14 protein-coding genes are annotated in these 16,812 nt (G+C 72.1%); 9 read left to right on the top strand and 5 right to left on the bottom strand.

From position 1 onward, the window contains the following. Positions 1 to 48 precede the first annotated feature (48 nt). Positions 49 to 2,670 (top strand): DUF4062 domain-containing protein, encoded by a 2,622-nt coding sequence (locus ACGG9C_RS06640; protein ID WP_194383822.1) that lies wholly within the window; start codon positions 49 to 51, stop codon positions 2,668 to 2,670. A 7-nt stretch (positions 2,671 to 2,677) separates the two neighbouring features. Here ACGG9C_RS06640 and ACGG9C_RS06635 read toward each other — a convergent pair whose 3' ends face one another. Then, positions 2,678 to 4,924, bottom strand: a complete 2,247-nt coding sequence (locus ACGG9C_RS06635) for a 5-oxoprolinase/urea amidolyase family protein (RefSeq protein ID WP_390178419.1) — start codon at positions 4,922 to 4,924, stop codon at positions 2,678 to 2,680. Then, complete coding sequence (locus ACGG9C_RS06630; protein ID WP_194383823.1) at positions 4,921 to 5,676, bottom strand: 5-oxoprolinase subunit PxpA; 756 nt, start codon at positions 5,674 to 5,676, stop codon at positions 4,921 to 4,923. The genes ACGG9C_RS06635 and ACGG9C_RS06630 overlap by 4 nt, the downstream gene beginning before the upstream one ends. A gap of 52 nt (positions 5,677 to 5,728) precedes the next feature. On the opposite strand from ACGG9C_RS06630, the gene ACGG9C_RS06625 reads away from it, so the two are divergent. The 3 genes from ACGG9C_RS06625 (at position 5,729) to ACGG9C_RS06615 (ending at position 7,939) form a co-directional block, all read left to right on the top strand. Then, a complete protein-coding gene (locus ACGG9C_RS06625) occupies positions 5,729 to 6,592 on the top strand; it encodes a spermidine synthase (RefSeq protein WP_194383824.1) in 864 nt (287 codons plus the stop codon). A gap of 293 nt (positions 6,593 to 6,885) precedes the next feature. Next, on the top strand, positions 6,886 to 7,413 hold the full coding sequence (locus ACGG9C_RS06620) for a hypothetical protein (RefSeq protein WP_194383825.1): 528 nt from the start codon (positions 6,886 to 6,888) through the stop codon (positions 7,411 to 7,413). Positions 7,414 to 7,450: 37 nt separating this feature from the next. Beyond that, positions 7,451 to 7,939, top strand: a complete 489-nt coding sequence (locus tag ACGG9C_RS06615; protein ID WP_390178418.1) for a SprT-like domain-containing protein — start codon at positions 7,451 to 7,453, stop codon at positions 7,937 to 7,939. On the opposite strand, the gene ACGG9C_RS06610 is transcribed toward ACGG9C_RS06615, so the two are convergent. After that, a complete protein-coding gene (locus ACGG9C_RS06610) occupies positions 7,899 to 8,477 on the bottom strand; it encodes a 2-phosphosulfolactate phosphatase (RefSeq protein WP_228480831.1) in 579 nt (192 codons plus the stop codon). The genes ACGG9C_RS06615 and ACGG9C_RS06610 overlap by 41 nt on opposite strands. Positions 8,478 to 8,706: 229 nt before the next feature. On the opposite strand from ACGG9C_RS06610, the gene ACGG9C_RS06605 reads away from it, so the two are divergent. Beyond that, a complete protein-coding gene (locus tag ACGG9C_RS06605) occupies positions 8,707 to 9,267 on the top strand; it encodes a hypothetical protein (protein WP_194383828.1) in 561 nt (186 codons plus the stop codon). Further along, positions 9,260 to 9,778, top strand: a complete 519-nt coding sequence (locus ACGG9C_RS06600) for a GNAT family N-acetyltransferase (RefSeq protein WP_194383829.1) — start codon at positions 9,260 to 9,262, stop codon at positions 9,776 to 9,778. The genes ACGG9C_RS06605 and ACGG9C_RS06600 overlap by 8 nt, the downstream gene beginning before the upstream one ends. Before the next feature lie 4 nt (positions 9,779 to 9,782). Here the strand turns inward: ACGG9C_RS06600 and pheA are convergent, their stop codons facing one another. Then, the gene (gene pheA, locus ACGG9C_RS06595) at positions 9,783 to 10,748 is read right to left on the bottom strand and encodes a prephenate dehydratase (RefSeq protein WP_071045932.1); all 966 of its coding nucleotides are present in this window, start codon (positions 10,746 to 10,748) and stop codon (positions 9,783 to 9,785) included. Positions 10,749 to 10,891: 143 nt separating this feature from the next. On the opposite strand from pheA, the gene pgm reads away from it, so the two are divergent. After that, on the top strand, positions 10,892 to 12,535 hold the full coding sequence (gene pgm / locus ACGG9C_RS06590; RefSeq protein WP_194383830.1) for a phosphoglucomutase (alpha-D-glucose-1,6-bisphosphate-dependent): 1,644 nt from the start codon (positions 10,892 to 10,894) through the stop codon (positions 12,533 to 12,535). Between the two features lie 28 nt (positions 12,536 to 12,563). Here pgm and ACGG9C_RS06585 read toward each other — a convergent pair whose 3' ends face one another. Then, positions 12,564 to 13,550 (bottom strand): serine hydrolase, encoded by a 987-nt coding sequence (locus ACGG9C_RS06585; RefSeq protein ID WP_194383831.1) that lies wholly within the window; start codon positions 13,548 to 13,550, stop codon positions 12,564 to 12,566. A 131-nt stretch (positions 13,551 to 13,681) separates the two neighbouring features. On the opposite strand from ACGG9C_RS06585, the gene ACGG9C_RS06580 reads away from it, so the two are divergent. Together ACGG9C_RS06580 and ACGG9C_RS06575 are read left to right on the top strand one after the other, a co-directional pair. Further along, positions 13,682 to 14,743 carry a LacI family DNA-binding transcriptional regulator gene (locus ACGG9C_RS06580; protein WP_228480832.1) on the top strand — a complete coding sequence of 354 codons (1,062 nt, stop codon included), beginning with the start codon at positions 13,682 to 13,684 and terminating at the stop codon, positions 14,741 to 14,743. A 276-nt stretch (positions 14,744 to 15,019) separates the two neighbouring features. After that, entirely contained in the window at positions 15,020 to 16,795 is a 1,776-nt protein-coding gene (locus ACGG9C_RS06575; RefSeq protein WP_194383832.1) for an ABC transporter ATP-binding protein, read from the top strand. The last annotated feature ends 17 nt before the right edge of the window (positions 16,796 to 16,812 follow it).

The raw sequence follows: 16,812 nt of genomic DNA, 5'->3' as shown, positions 1-16,812 counted from the left end.
GTCCAGCCGATCCTTGACCCGGCCCGTCCGGTGGGGTATAAACCGCTCATGACTGGGGGTTCGCCCGTCATCCGCACGCCTGACCAGCGGATACGGGTGTTCGTGAGTTCGACCCTGCGCGAGCTGCAGGGCGAGCGCCGTGCCGCCCGCGCAGCCATCGAGCGTCTGCGCCTGGCGCCGGTGATGTTCGAGCTCGGCGCCCGACCGCATCCACCCCGCACCCTTTATCGCTCCTATCTCGCCCAGAGCGACGTCTTCGTCGGGATCTATCACGCCAGTTACGGCTGGGTGGCACCGGGAGAGGACGTGTCCGGACTCGAAGACGAGTACAACCTCTCCCCGCCCACTCTGCCCAAGCTGATCTACGTCAAATCCGCTGATCACCGGGACGAACGCCTGAATCGCCTGCTGGAACGCATCCGCGACGACAACACCGCCGCCTACCTGCCCTTCGACGACCCAGCCGATCTCGAGGAGCAGATCGCGGCAGACCTCGCCACCCTGCTCGCCGAGCGCTTCGCGCAGTCGCAGGAGGCGGGTACCGGCACGGAGGCCGCCACCGCGGCCCTGCTCTCGCGCGTGCCCGCCCCCGCGACGACGACGATCGGCCGGGACGATGACATCGCACGGTTGCGCTGCTTGCTCGCGGAGGGGTCCGACCGCGTGCTCAGCCTGATCGGCCCGGGCGGGATCGGCAAGAGCCGCCTCGCGACCGAGACCGCCAGAGCCTGCGAAGACCTCTTCCCCGACGGCGTCTACTTCGTCGCCCTCGAAGGTGTGCTGGAACCAGCCCTGCTGCTGCCGACGATCGGCTACGCACTGGGCATCCGCGACAACGGCGAGGCACCGCTGGAGGATCGCATCTCGCGGTCGCTGGAGTCCAGACGAGTGCTCGTCGTGCTCGACAACTTCGAGCAGATCGTCGATGCCGCTCCGGCGCTCGTGAGACTGTCCGCGGCCGCCCCGAGCGCCCGCTTCCTGGTCTCCAGCAGAGTCGTGCTGCGCATTCGGGGCGAGCGCGTCTACGACGTCGATTCGCTGCCGTTCCCGGACGCCGGCACGGTGAGCACGCTGTCCCGCGCGGAGACGTGCGACGCCTGCGCGCTGTTCGTCGATCGCGCTCGCGCCGCCGACCCGGGCTTCGCTCTGACCGAGGACAACGCCGCCGCCGTGATCGACATCTGCCGCCGTCTGGACGGGCTGCCACTGGCGATCGAGCTGGCCGCCGCCAAGGCGCGCCTGCTCACGCCGCAGGTCATGGCTCAACGACTCGAGCGACGCCTGCCGGTGTTGAGCGCGACGGTGCGCGACATGCCGGACCGCCACCGCACCCTCCGCGCGACGCTGGACTGGAGTGTCGACCTGCTCGCCCCTGCGCAGCGCGCTCTCCTGGAGGATCTCGGCGTCTTCGGCCCGCGGTTCGGTATCGAAGCGGTCGAGGCGATCGGGGCGGGGCGCAGCTGGGAGGGCGAGGAGATCGACGCGATCGCCGCTCTCGTCGACGCCTCGCTGGTGCGCCGCGTCGCCATCGGCGGCCGTGTCGTGCTGTCCTTGCTGTCCATCGTGCGCGAGTACTCGCTCGCGCGACTGAAGGAGCGCGGCGACGCCGATCTGATGCGCGAGCGTCACGCCGACCACTACGTGGCCCTGGCCGCGCGTGTGGCGCCGGATCTGCGGGGAGCCGGTCAGACCGCAGCCCTGGGACTTCTCGGCATCGAACTGTCGAACCTGCGGGCGGCCGTCCGTCACCTCGTCTACATCGACCGACTGGATGACGCCGCCGACCTCGCCTGGAGCCTGCTCATCTACTGGTGGATCATGGGGTTGTTCGCAGGCGTGCGCATGTGGATGCTCGAGCTCCTCGACAAGCAGCAGCCGATCAGCCCGCACACCCGGGCGGTGGCCTGGTTCTTCGCGCTCTGGGGCGAGATGTGGCAGCGCCCGGCACCGGAGGTCGTCGCCGGTCTCGCCGAATGCGTGCGCCTGTTCACCGAAAGCGGCGACGAGGACGCAGCGGCGATGGCGGTCGCTGCGCGAGCGACGGCGCGCGTGCAGCTGCCCGACCCCGATCTCGATGCCGCCGAGCGGGAGCTGACCGAGGCTGTGGCATCCCTGCGGCAGCTCGGCAACGGGTGGGGCGAGGCGATCAGCCAGGTATCCCTGGGCCGCGTGGCATGGCTCCGACATTCCCTCGACGGGGCCATCGACCATTTCGAGCGCGCCGCCGACATCGCCGAGCGCGGCGGCGACCGCTTCACAGGGTCAATCGCCGGAAATCAGATCGGTCGGCTCCTGCTCGTGCGGGGAGAGACCGACCAGGCCGAGGGGGTGTTCCGCCGCACCCTGGTCGACGCTGTGCGCCTGCATCACGAAGAGGGCGTCGCCTACGGCCTCGAGGGCCTTTGCGCCATCGCGGCCGCACGTGGCGACGCCGAACGAGCCGGCGAGCTTTCGGCCGCCGCGGCCGCTATCCGTCACCGGATCGGCGTCTTCGACGTCGAGGCCTTCACCGTGCATTCACTGTCGCTGGATGCGGCGCGCGCGGCAGCGCCGGAGGAGGTCGCGGCGGGCGAGCACCGCGGCGCGTCGTTGAGTCTCGCCGAGGCGGTCGCGTGCGCTCTCCCACCCTCGGACCGGGCCATCCTCGCCGACACGCTCGCGGTGTGGTGACGCGGCGTCAGCCCGCGTGGCGCACGTGCCGGAAGCGGATCCGGGAGCCCGGGCGCGCCTGTGCGAGCAGGTCGAGATCGGCATCCGCCACCACCGCGATCACCGGGTAGCCGCCGGTGACCGGGCCGTCGGCCAGCAGCACGGTGGGTCGTCCGGTCGGGGCCACCTGGAGAGCACCGGGCACCATCCCCTCGCTCGGCAGCTCGCCGGCGCGGCGCCGCGTCAGCACGGGGCCGTCCAGTCGCACGCCGACCCGGTCGGCGTCGGCGGCGACGGTCCACTCCCCGTCGAACAGGGCGACGCGTGCGTCGTCGTCGAACCAGTCGGACCGAGGCGCGGGAGCCAGACGGAGCTCGATCTCGTCGGGCGGTGCGCCCCACGTGGCCGTGGGCGCGACGGGAACCGGCGCGGCCGGATCGGGCCCCACCTCGACGTGCGCGCCGGCCGCGAGACGATCGGGTCCGAGCCCCGCCATGACGTCGGTGCTGCGGGATCCGAGCACACGCGGACCCGCGACGCCGCCGCGCACCGCGAGCATCGCGCGGACGCCGTGCTCGGCCCAGTCCACGTGCAGCTCGGCGCCGGCGGGCCATTCGTGCGCCGTGTAGGGGTCGACCGGACGCCCGTCGAGCGTCACCGGTCCCCACGCGCCGGTGACCGCGAACCACAGCCGCGCCGCTGCACGGGCCCGGAATCCGCCCATCGTGATCTCGATGCCGGCGGCACCCTCGGGATTGCCGACGAGCCGGTTGCCCGCGCGCAGCGCCGCCCGGTCGAGTGCACCCGAGCGGGCAACGCCGAGGGCCGCGTGACCCGGGCGTCCGAGGTCCTGAACGGTCGCGAGCAGCCCCGCCTCGATCACCTCGATCCCCCGGCCGGCGCCGGCGGGTGCGGTTCCGGGCGCGGCTTCGGCACCGGGTTCGGTCCTGTGTTCGGTACCGGCCGCGGTCCCGGCCCTGGATTGGGTACCGGTACCGGGTTCGGCACCGGCCCCGGGTGCGGTCCCGGCGCCGGGTGCGGTCCTGTGTTCGGTACCGGGTGCGGTCCCGGCCCTGGATTGGGTACCGGTACCGGGTTCGGCACCGGCCCCGGGTGCGGTCCCGGCGCCGGGTGCGGTCCTGTGTTCGGTACCGGCCGCGGTCCCGGCCCTGGATTGGGTACCGGTACCGGGTTCGGCACCGGGAGTCGTGTGCCCCAACTCAGGCTGAGCGGGCACCGGCGGCCGCGTTCCGGCGTCTCCGGCGGGCGGCGACGTCTTCCAGCCTGAGTTACGGCTCGAAACGGTGGCGACACCCGGCTGCGTGGCGGCACCTGCCTCCGAGGCCGCGGCGTCGCTCAGGACGGCGTCCGCGGCCGGGCTTCCGCCCGACGTGTGCCCTGACTCAGGCTGCGTCGGGGCGGACGGTGGTGAACCGGGGTTCTCGGCGGGTGCCGGCGGCGCCCAGCCTGAATTAGGACTCGAAACGGAGGCCGGAGAGACGGAGTCCGGAGAAGCCGGGGACGCCGTCGAAGAGACGGAGGCCGGAGAAGCCGGGGACGCCGTCGAAGAGGCGGAGGCGGGGGAAGCCGAGGCGGGGGAAGCAAGGGATTTCGGCGGGGTGGAAGGGACGGGGACGAAACGGACGCGGGTGCCCGGCGCGAGAAGGGCGGGCTGGGCCGCGGCCGGGTCGAAGAGGGGCGCGTCGGTCGTGCCGATGAGGCGCCATCCGCCTGGCGTATCGCGCGGGTAAGCGCCGGTGAAGCCGGCGGCCAGGCCCACCGACCCGGCCGGAACGCGTGTGCGCGGGGACTCCAGACGCGGCACGTCGAACGACCACGCGTCGCTCACGAGATAGCCGAAGCCGGGCGCGAATCCGGTGAACGCCACGCTCCACGTCGCGGCAGCGTGGCGGCGCACCAGCTCGTCTGGCGAGATGCCGAGCACCGCAGCGGTGTCAGCGAGGTCGGCACCGTCGTACCGCACGGCGAGTTCGACGGTCTGCGCCTCGACACGTTCCGACGGGATGCGCCGCACGTCACCCGTCAGCGCACGGTCGATCCACGCGCGCGCCGACGCGAGAGACAGGATCGCCGGGTCCACGTGCACGAGCACCGTGCGGGCGGCGGGTACCACGTCGACCACGCCATCCGGCGACGCGGCGACGAGCGCCGCGTGCAGGTCCAGCACCTCGGAGAGCCCCGGGGCCTCGATCAGCAGCGCTCGCTCACCCATCGGCAGGATGCGCCACGACTCACCGGACGATGCCCCCTTCACCACGGCGCCCTCACGTTCACCCCGGCGGCATCGAGCGCCGTGCGCACCGCTCGCGCCATCGCCACCGCGGCGGGGCTGTCGCCGTGCAGGCACATCGAGGCCGCGTCGACGGCGAGCATGTGGCCGTCGACGGCATCCACGACCCCGTCGATCGCCAGGCGGACCGCGCGGCGCGCGACCAGATCAGGATCGTCGAGGAGAGCGCCTGCCTCGCCGCGCGGCACGAGGCCGCCGTCCGCGAGGTAGCCGCGATCGAGGAACGCCTCGCGCACGAACGGCAGGCCGGCCTCCTCGGCGGCGCGGCTGCCGGCACCGCCGAGACCGAGGAGCGGCAGCTCGCGACCGAGACGATCGGCAAGTCGCCGCACGGCGGCGGCGACGACGCGGGCGGTCGCAGCGTCGGCGGTGACGGCGTGGTAGAGCGCGCCATGCGGCTTCACGTAGCGGATGTCCCCGCCCGCCGCGGCGAGCGCCTCGAGCTGCTCGTCGAGCGTGGCGCGCAGCTCGACCTCCGTCAGCGTCAGGGCTGACCGGCCGAAACCGGCGCGGTCGGGGTAAGACGGATGCGCCCCAACGGCGACGCCGTACCGCGCCGCCCGGGTGACCGATTCGTGCATGGATGCCGCATCGCCGGCGTGGCCGCCGCACGCGACGGAGGCGCTGGACACGACGGCGAACATCGCTTCGTCGTCGGCGGTCGGCACCCCGTCGACGGTCTCGCCGAGGTCGGCGTTCAGGTCGATGGCGGACATGTCCTCACGGTACCGGCGGCACTCGCAGCCGGGCATCGGGCAAGCTGGGAACATGGCCCGCGCGCGCAATGAGCACACCGAACCGCCGGTGCGCCTGGGCGACGGGGCGCTCGCATCCGTCGAACCGTCGCCCTATACATCGGGCTACGAACTCGTCGTCGACGGGACCCCGCAGTCGCACGTCGACCTCGACGACCCGACGCATCTGCACTTCGAGTACGTCGCGCGGATGGCCGCCGTGATCGACCGGCTGAAGCTGCCCGGGCAGCCGCTCACCGCGGTGCACCTCGGCGCCGGCGCCATGACCCTCCCCCGCTACATCGACGCGACGCGGCCCGGCTCCCGCCAGCAGGTCGTCGAACTCGAGCCCGAGCTGATCGCCCTCGTACGCGAGCGGCTGCCGCTGCCGCGCGGCGCCTCCATCCGCGTGCGGATCGGGGATGCGCGCCAGGCGCTCGGCCGGTTTCCCGCGGGACTGGTCGGCCAGGTCGACGTGCTGGTGGCTGACGTCTACGCCGGCGCGCAGATTCCCGCGCACCTGACGTCGGTCGAGTTCTACGCCGCCGCCGCGCGTCTTCTGGGTCCCGACGGCGTGCTGCTGGTCAACGTCGCCGACGGCGCGGGACTCGCCTTCGCGCGTCGGCAGGTCGCGACGGTGCGCGAAGTGCTCGCGAACGTCATCGTGCTCGCCGAGGTGCAGACCCTCAAGGGGCGACGATTCGGCAACCTCGTCGTCGCGGCCTCGGCGTCGCCGCTGCCGACGGCGTGGCTGCCGCGCCTGATGGCGGCGGGACCGCATCCGGCGAAGGTCGCCGAGGGGGCCGAGATCGAGGAGTTCGTCCGCGGAGCGCGGCCCGCGACCGACGCCGACGCCGTGCCGTCGCCGAAGCCGTCTTCGAAGCTGTTCGAGCGCTGACCAGCTCCGCCGACACCCCACGCTCCGCAGTCACAACACGCGCTGACCCCGGTGCCGCACCCACACATCCTGACTGCGGAACGCCGCTGGGGTGTCGGACTGCGGAACGCCGCTGGGGTGCTCGGACTGCGGAACGCCGCTGGGGTGCTCGGACGCGGCGGCGCGGAGTGAGCGGAGCGAGACGGAACGACGCATCCGCGCACACGGGATGCCGCCTGTCGGCGTGGCCACCCGGAACCGACGGCGCGGGAGGGCACACTGAGGAGGCGAGCCGCACGCGAAGGGAGTCGACGGTGAGCTTCATCCACGGATACGACCCCGACACGCTGCGGGAGATCGTCGACCCTGCCCAGTGCAAGGAGCGCCTGGCCGAGCTCGGCGATCAGCGCAGCCTCGTGTCGATGCTCGAACGCGTGTGGCTGCTGAAGGTACTCGGCGAGACCGACGACGCCCTCACCCTGTCGGAGCACGCCGTGCGCTTCGCGCGGATGGCCGGCACCCGCAAGGATCTCCTGCGCGCCCGCATCCTGCATGCCACGGTCGTGCAGGCGCGCGGAGCCTACGCCGCCGCCGAGCAGGAGCTCACGACGTGCGCCGAAGAGGCCGAAGGGCAGGGATGGGCCGCGATCGCGGCCTTCGCCCTCCAGCATCGCGGCAAGGTGAATTTCGACGCCGCGGAGTTCGAGGAGGCCCGCAAGGACTTCAAGCGCGCGCTCTTCCTGCGTCAGGAATCCGGCGCCCCGGAGTCGCAGCTGCAGACCGTGCTGCTGGCGATCGATCTCTGCGACCGCCGGCGCGCGCAGACCGCGGTCGCGAGCTGATCGCCGCAGTGTCGTAGGTCTGTTCTACTCTTCCGGCATGTCAGAACCGCATCGCGTACGCCAGTGGGCGGAGGCGTTGATCTCGTCGCACCTCGACTCGTCGTGGACGTTCGGCTTCGACAACGCCAAGCGCCGCGCCGGTCAGTGCGACTACACGCGGCGGCGCATCACCGTGTCGCGCTACCTGTCGGCCCGCTACGACGACGACACCAACCATCAGACGCTCCTGCACGAGGTCGCCCATGCCCTGGCGGGGGCGACGGCCGGCCACGGACCGAGGTGGAAGTCGATCGCCCGCGGCCTCGGCTACGTCGGCGGCACGACCCATCGCGGCGAGACCGCCGTCGAACTCGCCCCCTGGGTCGGGGTGTGTCCGGCCGGGCATGTGGCCTACCGTCATCGTCGGGCATCGCGTCCGACCTCATGCGCACGATGCGCGCCGCGGTTCGACGAGCGTCACCTGCTGACGTGGACCCGGCGGGAGATCACCCCTGCGACACAGCTTGCGGCGATGACGCCGCGCTGATCGACGGCCCGTAGCGGCCCGGGTCGTCGCTCGCGTCGAGTTCTGCGGCGCGCAGCACGTCGGCACGACGACCCTCGGCGACCAGACGCTGTCCGGTCCCGCCGGCGGTGAGCAGGTGTCGCACGGCGCGTGCCAGCCCGCGATACGACTCGGCGGCTGCGGCAGCCTCGGGCGACGTGTGGTCGATCCCCCGGTTCCCCAGAGCGTCGATGACGGCGCCGGCGCCGAACTGGTCCTCGACGGCGAAGCGCACGCCGTGCGGGGTCTCCTCCCCCGCCGAGACGATCGAGACGCTCGTGCGCGCTCCCCGGCGCGCCTGCTCGTCGGCGATCGCCGATGCCACAGCCGTCGCGTTGCGCAGCCCGCCCAGCAGGACGATCGACCCCGCCGCGAGAGCGGCATCCGCGATCGGGACGGCGTCGTGCTCACCCAGGACGGAGACGACCACCACCACGTCGGCGGGAGCGAGGCGCGCGAATCCCGCACTCCCCCACTCGTGACGGACCTGATAGCGCTGCTGGTCGAACGGCGTACTCACCCGCAGAAGCCTACGGCGAGCGCGCCGGGTGCGCGGCCCGGGCGTCACACCGCGAAACGTGCGCGCGATTCGCCTGGCAGCGGATGCCGCATCCGGTGCGTTCGCTTGCCGGTGGATGTCGCATCGCGGCCGAATGGCGACATCCGCCGGCGACCGAAGCGGTGCGCGGCGGAGCGGGCGGATGCATCCGCCCTTGCGCCAGCGGTGTCGCACGATGACACGATGGAGCATGCGCGTTCTGCTGAAGCTCGTCATCGACTGCGACCCCGACGCCGCGTGGCGCGCCCTGCACTCGCCGCGCGCGGTCGCGGAGCTGTACGGCCCGATGGTGTCGATGTCGCCCGTCGTCCCGTCCGGGTTGCCGACGCAGTGGGAGGAGGGCGACGACGTGCCGGTGAGCCTCGAGAGCGGACCGATGCCGCTGGGGCGCCAGCTCATCCACGTCAGCCACCGTCACGTGGATGAGCCGGGCGGCGCCGTGCGCATCTTCCGCGACAGCGGCATCCCGCTGACGGGGCCGCTCGCCTTCCTCGACGTGTGGGACCACCAGATGGCGGTCTCGCCGGCCCCCGGCGACCCCACCCGCACCCTGTGGCGCGACCGGCTCGTCTTCGACGGGCCCGGGGCGGCGCTGCTGTGGCCGGTACTGTGGGCCATCTGGCAGTGGCGCGGGGCCCGCATCCGCGCGCTGGCGTCGTCGTGGGCGCACGACCCGGCGGCCGACACGACCGACACCGCCGACGATCTCGACCTCGCCACCGACCCGACAGAGGGGGCGGGTGTTGACTGAGGCCTACACCGTGCGCCGCGCTCGGTCGACGGATGCCGCCGCCATCGCGGCGGTGCACGTGACGAGCTGGCGCGAGGCGTATGCCGGCCGGATCCCCGACGAGGTGCTCGACGGCATGGATGTCGCCGCGCGCGCCGAGACCTGGCGCCGCATCCTGGCCGGCGAGATCGACGGGGAAGCCGGCGACGTCTGGGTCGCCGAGCTCGCCGGCGACGTGATCGGATTCGCCTCGGCGGGCCGATGCCGCGACGACGACGCGGTCGCCGGGCGCCGCGAGCTCTACGCCGTGTACGTGCTCGAGGCCGACTACGGCACCGGCGCGAGCGACATGCTCATGGATGCCGCCCTCGGCGACGATCCGGCATCGCTGTGGGTGCTCGAGGACAATCCTCGCGCCCGGGCCTTCTACCGCCGGCACGGGTTCGATCCGGATGGCGCGGTCAAGACGCACACGGTCGACGGCGCCGCGATCCGCGAGGTGCGCCTCGTGCGCGGCGGCACGCTCGCCTGACCGGTCAGACGCCGGGCTCGCCCGAAAGCAGCCCCCGCAGCCAGTCCCGGGCCTCGACGAAGACGTCGTCGGCGTAGCGGTTGGAGTACCGCACGATCGAGCGGTCCGCGCGCGGATAGGAGCCGAGGAAGATCACCTTGGGGCTGAAGCGTCGCAGTCCCATGAGGGCGTCGGCCATGCGCTCGTCCTGGATGTGCCCGTCGGCATCGATGACGAACCGGTAGCGGCCGAGCGAGTCGCCGATCGGGCGTGAGGCCAGCAGCGACAGGTTGATGCCGCGGGTGGCGAACTGCTCGAGCATCTCCAGCAGCGCCCCGGGGTGGTCGTCGGGCAGCTCCACGATGAGGGAGGTCTTGTCGGCGCCGGTCGCGGGCGGCGGTGCGACGGTGCGGCCGACCAGCACGAAGCGCGTGACGGCGTTCTCGTTGTCGCCGATCTTCTCGGCGAGCAGGTCGAGCTCGTGGTGGTCGAGGATGCCGGGCGGGGCGATGGCCGCATCCGCGTCGCTCGTTCCCTCGAGGATGCCGAGGGCACTGGCGACATTGCTGGCGGCCGGGATGTGAGCGTGTGCGGGAAGGGTGCGCGTGAGCCACTGCAGGCACTGCGCGTAGGCGACCGGGTGCGCCGAGACGAGCTTCACGTGTTCGAGGCTGGTTCCGGGTCGCGCGACGAGCACGAAGTCCACCGGCACGAGGTACTCGCCGATGATCCGGAGTCCGGGGATGGTGGCGAGGGCGTCCTGGGCGGTGGAGACGCCGCCGTCGACGGAGTTCTCGATCGCGATCATCGCCGCGTGCGAGCGCCCCTCGACGACGTCGGCGAGCGCCTCACCGACGTTGTGGACCGATCGCCACCGCTGACCGCGGGCCTCGGGCACCTGCGCCAGGGCGGCCTCGGTGAAGGTTCCGGCGGGCCCGAGGTAGCTGTAGTGCCGGGGCTCGGCGGAGGTTTCGGAGATCGCGGTGCTCACGGGCACCCAGCCTAGATGTTCCGGCCTGCCCGGCGAGCGCCCGCGGTAGCGATGGGCCCCGAGCGCACGCGGACGCGGGCGCGAGGGAACACACGGCGACCTCGCGGGTGCCCGTCGGCCTCCGACAGGGCAGACTAGGACCCATGAGTCGCGCAGGAACGCCCGCCGAACCCTCTGACCTCATCGACATCGACGAGCTGCTGGCCGCCTACTACGACCGCAAACCCGACGCGTCGGTTCCCGCGCAGCGCGTGGCCTTCGGCACGAGCGGCCACCGGGGATCGTCGCTGTCGACCAGCTTCAACGAGGACCACATCCTCGCCACGACGCAGGCGATCGTCGACTACCGCACGGCTCAGGGGATCGCCGGTCCGCTGTTCCTCGGCCGCGACACGCACGGGCTGTCGCTGCCCGCCGAGCGCACCGCCGTGGAAGTGCTCGTCGCCAACGGCGTCGACGTGCGACGCGATTCCCGCGACTCGTGGGTGCCCACGCCGGCACTCAGCCACGCGATCCTCGTGCACAACGCCGGGCGCGATGCATCCGACCCCGCCCGGGCCGACGGCATCGTGGTGACCCCGAGCCACAACCCGCCCCGCGACGGCGGCTTCAAGTACAACCCGCCGCACGGCGGCCCGGCCGACACCGACGCGACGGGATGGATCGCGAACCGCGCGAACGACCTCATCGCCGCCGGCCTCGACGGCGTTCGCCGCACGCCGTTCAAGGACCTCGACGAGTCCACGATCGGCGAGTACGACTTCCGCGACGCGTACGTGCGCGACCTCGCCGGCATCATCGACGTCGAGGCCATCCGCTCCGCCGGAGTGCGCATCGGCGCCGATCCGCTCGGCGGCGCATCCGTGGACTACTGGGCCCTCATCGCCGAGGTCTACGGCCTCGACCTGACCGTGGTCAACCCCGACGTCGATCCGACCTGGCGCTTCATGACGCTCGACTGGGACGAGAAGATCCGGATGGACCCGTCGTCGCCGTCGGCGATGGCCTCACTCGTCGCACGCCGGGACGAGTACGACATCCTCACCGGGAACGACGCCGATGCCGACCGCCACGGCATCGTCACCCCCGACGCGGGGCTCATGAACCCCAACCACTACCTCGCCGTCGCGATCGACTACCTCTACTCCCACCGGCCGGACTGGCCCGCGGATGCCGCCGTGGGCAAGACGCTGGTGTCATCGATGATCATCGACAAGGTCGCCGCGGCTCTCGGACGCACCCTGCTCGAGGTGCCGGTCGGTTTCAAGTGGTTCGTGCCGGGACTGCTCGACGGCTCCGTCGCGTTCGGCGGCGAGGAGTCCGCGGGCGCCTCGTTCCTGCGCACCGACGGGACGGTGTGGACCACCGACAAGGACGGCATCCTGCTGTGCCTGCTCGCCGCGGAGATCCTGGCGGTGACGGGCAAGACCCCGTCGCAGCGGTACGCGGAGCTGGAGGCCGAGTACGGCGCATCCGTCTATCAGCGCGTGGACGCGCCGGCCACGCCCGAGCAGAAGGCCGCCCTCGGCAAGCTCGCGCCCGAGTCGGTGACCGCCACGGAGCTCGCCGGCGAGCCGATCACGGCCAAGCTCTCGCACGCCCCGGGCAACGGTGCGGCGATCGGCGGCCTGAAGGTGCAGACCGGCAGCGCGTGGTTCGCCGCCCGCCCGTCGGGCACCGAAGACGTCTACAAGCTCTACGCCGAGTCGCTCCGTGGCGAGGAGCACCTGCGACAGGTGCAGGATGAGGCGCGCACGGTGATCACCGCGGCGCTCGGCGACGCCTGACGCGTCGTCGCCACAGATCGGCTCGGTGTCAGCGGGATGCGGCTGCGGCGACGGCGTTGTCGAGACGGTCGGTGTCGACCGTGGGGCGCTCGGCACGGTTGGTGAGCAGCACGTAGGCGACGCCGAGGGTCGGATGCATCCAGAATTCGGTGCCCGCCCATCCGCCGTGCCCGTAGACGTCGCGGTCCAGCAGGCCCGGCGCGCGGGTGCGGAGATTCCACGTGAAGCCCCAGTCCTGGCCGCGCTCGACGGGATACGGCTCGAGGCGCGGGATGGCGCCGGTGATCGGCCGGCGCATCATGTCGAGGGTGACCGGCGAGACGATCCCCTCGCCCTGACGCAGCAGGGACGATCCGATCGCGAGCAGGTCGCCGGCGCGGGCCATGGCGCCGGCGCCGGGGTGACGGAGGGCCGCGAAGGCCGCCATGTCCACGCCCTTCTCGGCGGCATCCGGCACCGCGTGCGGTTCGCAGTCCGTGTCGAGGGTCACCCCGTCGGCGCCGACCGCCGAGGCCCACTCCCCCAGCAGCGCCTCCCACGGCGCGCCGGCGGCGTGCTCGATCATCGCGGCGACACCGTCGAAGGCGACGGACGAATAGCGTGACGCCGTGCCGGCGGCGAAGTCCCGCCCCGGCGCCAGGAGGGCGTCGCGGAGGCCACCGCGCACGTCGAGCGCCGGCTCGGGGATGCCGGCGGTGTGCGAGACGAGGTGACGCAGGAGCACCGCATCCTCTCGTCCCTGCCCGAAGGACGGCAGCGCCTCGGCCAGCGGGGTCTGCGGGGTGAGCAGGCCACGCTCGACCGCTCGCGCCGCGGTGAGTCCGACGAGCACCTTCGTGATCGACCACAGGAAGTAGTGGTCGTCGACACGTGCCGGGCGCCCGTCGGTGGCGCCGAAGGCGTCGAGGGCGACGATGCCGGACCGGTCGGCGACCCCGAGCACCGCGGTGGGCAGCGCCCCGGTGTCGACCTGTCGGCGGGCCCAGTCGAAGGCGGCGGAGTACGTCTCGGTCATGGTGTCCGTTCCTGATCGTCGGAGAATCGCGCGTCGGTCGGAGAATACCGGCCGAATCCTCCGACATCGACGCGATTCTCCGACCGGCGGACAGATGCGAAACGTTTTTCTGGAAAACGCCTACCATGGGGATGCCGGACGAACGAGCCCGGCGGAATCACGAGGACGCGATGAAGCGAGTGGGCATCCGCGATGTCGCCGAGCGCGCGGGCGTGTCGATCAGCACCGTCTCGAACGCCCTGAACCGCCCGGAGCGGGTGCGCGACGAGCTGGTCGCACGCGTGCGCCAGGCGGCGGACGACCTCGGCTACGTGCCGCTCCAGGCCGCTCAGCAGCTGCGCGCCGGGCGCAGCGGGATGCTCGGCATGACGGTGATCAACATCGCCAACCCGTTCTTCGCCGCGATGGTCGCCGGTGCCGAGGAGGCCGCCGCCGCATCGGGGTATCGCATCCTCGTCGGCAACGACGACGACGACGCCGAGAAGGAGCGCGAGCACCTGCGCCTGTTCGAGCGCGTGCAGGTCGAGGGCGTGCTGGTCTCCCCCTACGGCGCTCCGGGCGAGTCGATCTCGCACCTGCGCGCGCGGGGCATCCCGGTCGTGCTGGTGGATGCGGTCGACGACGAGGGCGCGCTGCCCGCCGTCTCCTTCGACGACGTCGCCGGCGGCCGACTCTCGGCCGATCACCTGCTGGAATCCGGCCGCCGCCGACTCGCCTTCGTCGGCGCGCGCGAGGAGGTGCGACAGGTGCGCGAGCGCCTCGAGGGGGCGAGAGCGGCGGTCGCCGCGCATCCCGACGCGACACTCGAGGTCGTCTGGTCGGCGCGCACGACGGCGCAGCTCGGCCGGGAACTCGGCGAGCGCATCGCCGCCGCGCCCACCGATCGCCGCCCCGACGGGATCGTCGCCGCCAACGACCACCTCGCTTGCGGCATCGTGTTCGGGCTCATCGCATCGGGTGTGCGGGTGCCCGAGGACATCGCCGTCGTCGGCTACGACGACATCGAGTTCGCCTCCGTCGCGGCGGTGCCCCTCACCTCGGTGCGTCAGCCGGCGCGCGAGATGGGGCGTCGCGCCGCGGAGCTGCTCATCGCCCGCATCGCCGGCGACGAGCGCGACGGTGCGACGGTGCTGTTCGAACCCGAGCTCGTCGTGCGCGCGTCGACGACCGGGGCGCTCGTCACGGCAGGCTGACGCTCCCGGGAATCTCCCAGCGCGCCGCGTCGACGGCCGCACCCGCCACCCTGCTCCGCAGTCACTTCGTGCGGGTGACGAGGCCACGCACCCGCAAAAAGCGACCGCGGAGCAACAGCGACCGCGGAGCAACAGCGACCGCGGAGCAACAGCGACCGCGGAGCAACAGCGACCGCGGAGCAACAGCGACCGCGGAGCAACAGCGACCGCGGAGCAACAGCGACCGCGGCGCATCCGCCGGTGACGGCGCGCAGCATCGGCGCTACCATGGACACGATGTCTCGGAAAACGCTTCCCGACCTGTCGGACGCCATCGACGGCCAGCGCCCGACCCGGTCGGTGCTCCGGCTGCTGCTGCGACGCCCGTGGCGGATGCTCGTGGCGGTTCTCGCGTTCGCCCTCAAGGAGATCCCGCTGTGGTTCCTGCCGGTGATCACCGCCGCGATCATCGACATCGTCGCCGACGGCGGCGACGTCTCCGCCGTGTTGTGGTGGTTCCTGCTGGCGGTGGTGCTCCTCGCTCAGAACTACCCCAACCACATCCTCTACACGCGGCAGTTCATGACCGTGGTGCGCGACACCGGCGCCGATCTGCGCAACGCTCTCGCGCAGCGCCTGCAGAGTCTGTCGATCGGATACCACTCCCGCGTCAGCTCCTCGATCGTGCAGACCAAGGTGGTGCGCGACGTCGAGAACGTCGAGCTGATGCTGCAGCAGGTGACCCACCCGCTGCTGTCGGCGACGATGGTCATGATCGGGGCCCTCGCGATGACCGCGATCGCGGTGCCGCAGTTTCTTCCCGTGTACGCACTCGCCGTGCCGATCGCGATCGGCATCCGCTACGGCCTGCGCAAGCGCTCGCGCAGCCGCAACGAGCTGTTCCGACGCGAGGTGGAGGTGCTCTCGGCGCGCGTGGGCGAAATGGCCTCGCTCATGCCGGTGACCCGCGCGCACGGCCTCGAGCGCACCGCCGTCACGCGCGTGGCGACCGGCGCAGACGGCGTGCGGCGCGCCGGCCTCAACCTCGACATGCTCAACGGACACGTCGCCTCGATCTCGTGGGTGGCGATGCAGCTCCTCGGAGTCGGCTGCCTCGTGCTGGCGGCAGTCTTCGCCCTGACCGGGTTCCTCCCGATCACCCCCGGTGAGGTGGTGCTGCTGTCGACCTACTTCACGCTCCTGACCCAGGGGCTGACCCAGCTGCTCATGCTGATCCCGGTGGGCGCCCGCGGGCTGGAATCGGTGCGATCGATCGCCGAGGTCATGCAGGAGCCCGACCTCGAGATGAACGAGGGCAAGCGCCCCGTCGACGCCGTCCGCGGCGAGATCACCCTGGCGCAGGTGTCGCACCGCTACCCCGGCGCCGACGAGGACTCCCTGCACGAGGTCGACCTGGGCATCCCCGCGGGGCAGACCGTCGCCTTCGTCGGATCCAGCGGATCAGGCAAGTCGACGATGCTGAACCTCGTGCTGGGCTTCCTGCGCCCCACGGGTGGGCGCATCCTGCTCGACGGCGTGGACATGCAGGAGCTCGACCTGCGCACCGCGCGCCGGTTCGTATCGGTGGTGCCGCAGGAATCGGTGCTGTTCGAGGGGACGATCCGCGAGAACATCGGATACGGCCTCGACGACGTCTCCGAAGAGCTGATCCTGCAGGCGCTCGCCGACGCGAACGCCCTGGAGTTCGTGCAGGCGCAGACGCACGGCTTGGACACCCTCGTGGGCGAGCGCGGTGCGCGCCTGTCGGGCGGCCAGCGTCAGCGCCTCGCGATCGCCCGGGCGCTCATCCGCGACCCGCGCATCCTGCTCCTGGACGAAGCCACGAGCGCGCTGGACCCCGAGTCGGAGCAGCTGGTGAAGGAGGCGCTCGGTCGCCTCATGGCCGGGCGCACCACCCTCATCGTGGCCCACCGGCTGTCGACCATCCGCCAGGCGGACCGCATCGTCGTGCTCGAACGCGGACGCATCGTCGAGCAGGGCAATCACGCCGAGCTGCTCGATCTCGAGGGCCGCTACGCCGACCTGCACCTCACGCAGGCCGGGTCGATCTGAACCGACACCGACTCGAG

This window comes from Microbacterium sp. MTN4-26 (genome assembly GCF_042846595.1).
In the GTDB taxonomy this organism is placed as follows: Bacteria; Actinomycetota; Actinomycetes; order Actinomycetales; family Microbacteriaceae; genus Microbacterium; species Microbacterium luteum.
This window is presented reverse-complemented; position numbering and strand designations above follow the sequence as displayed.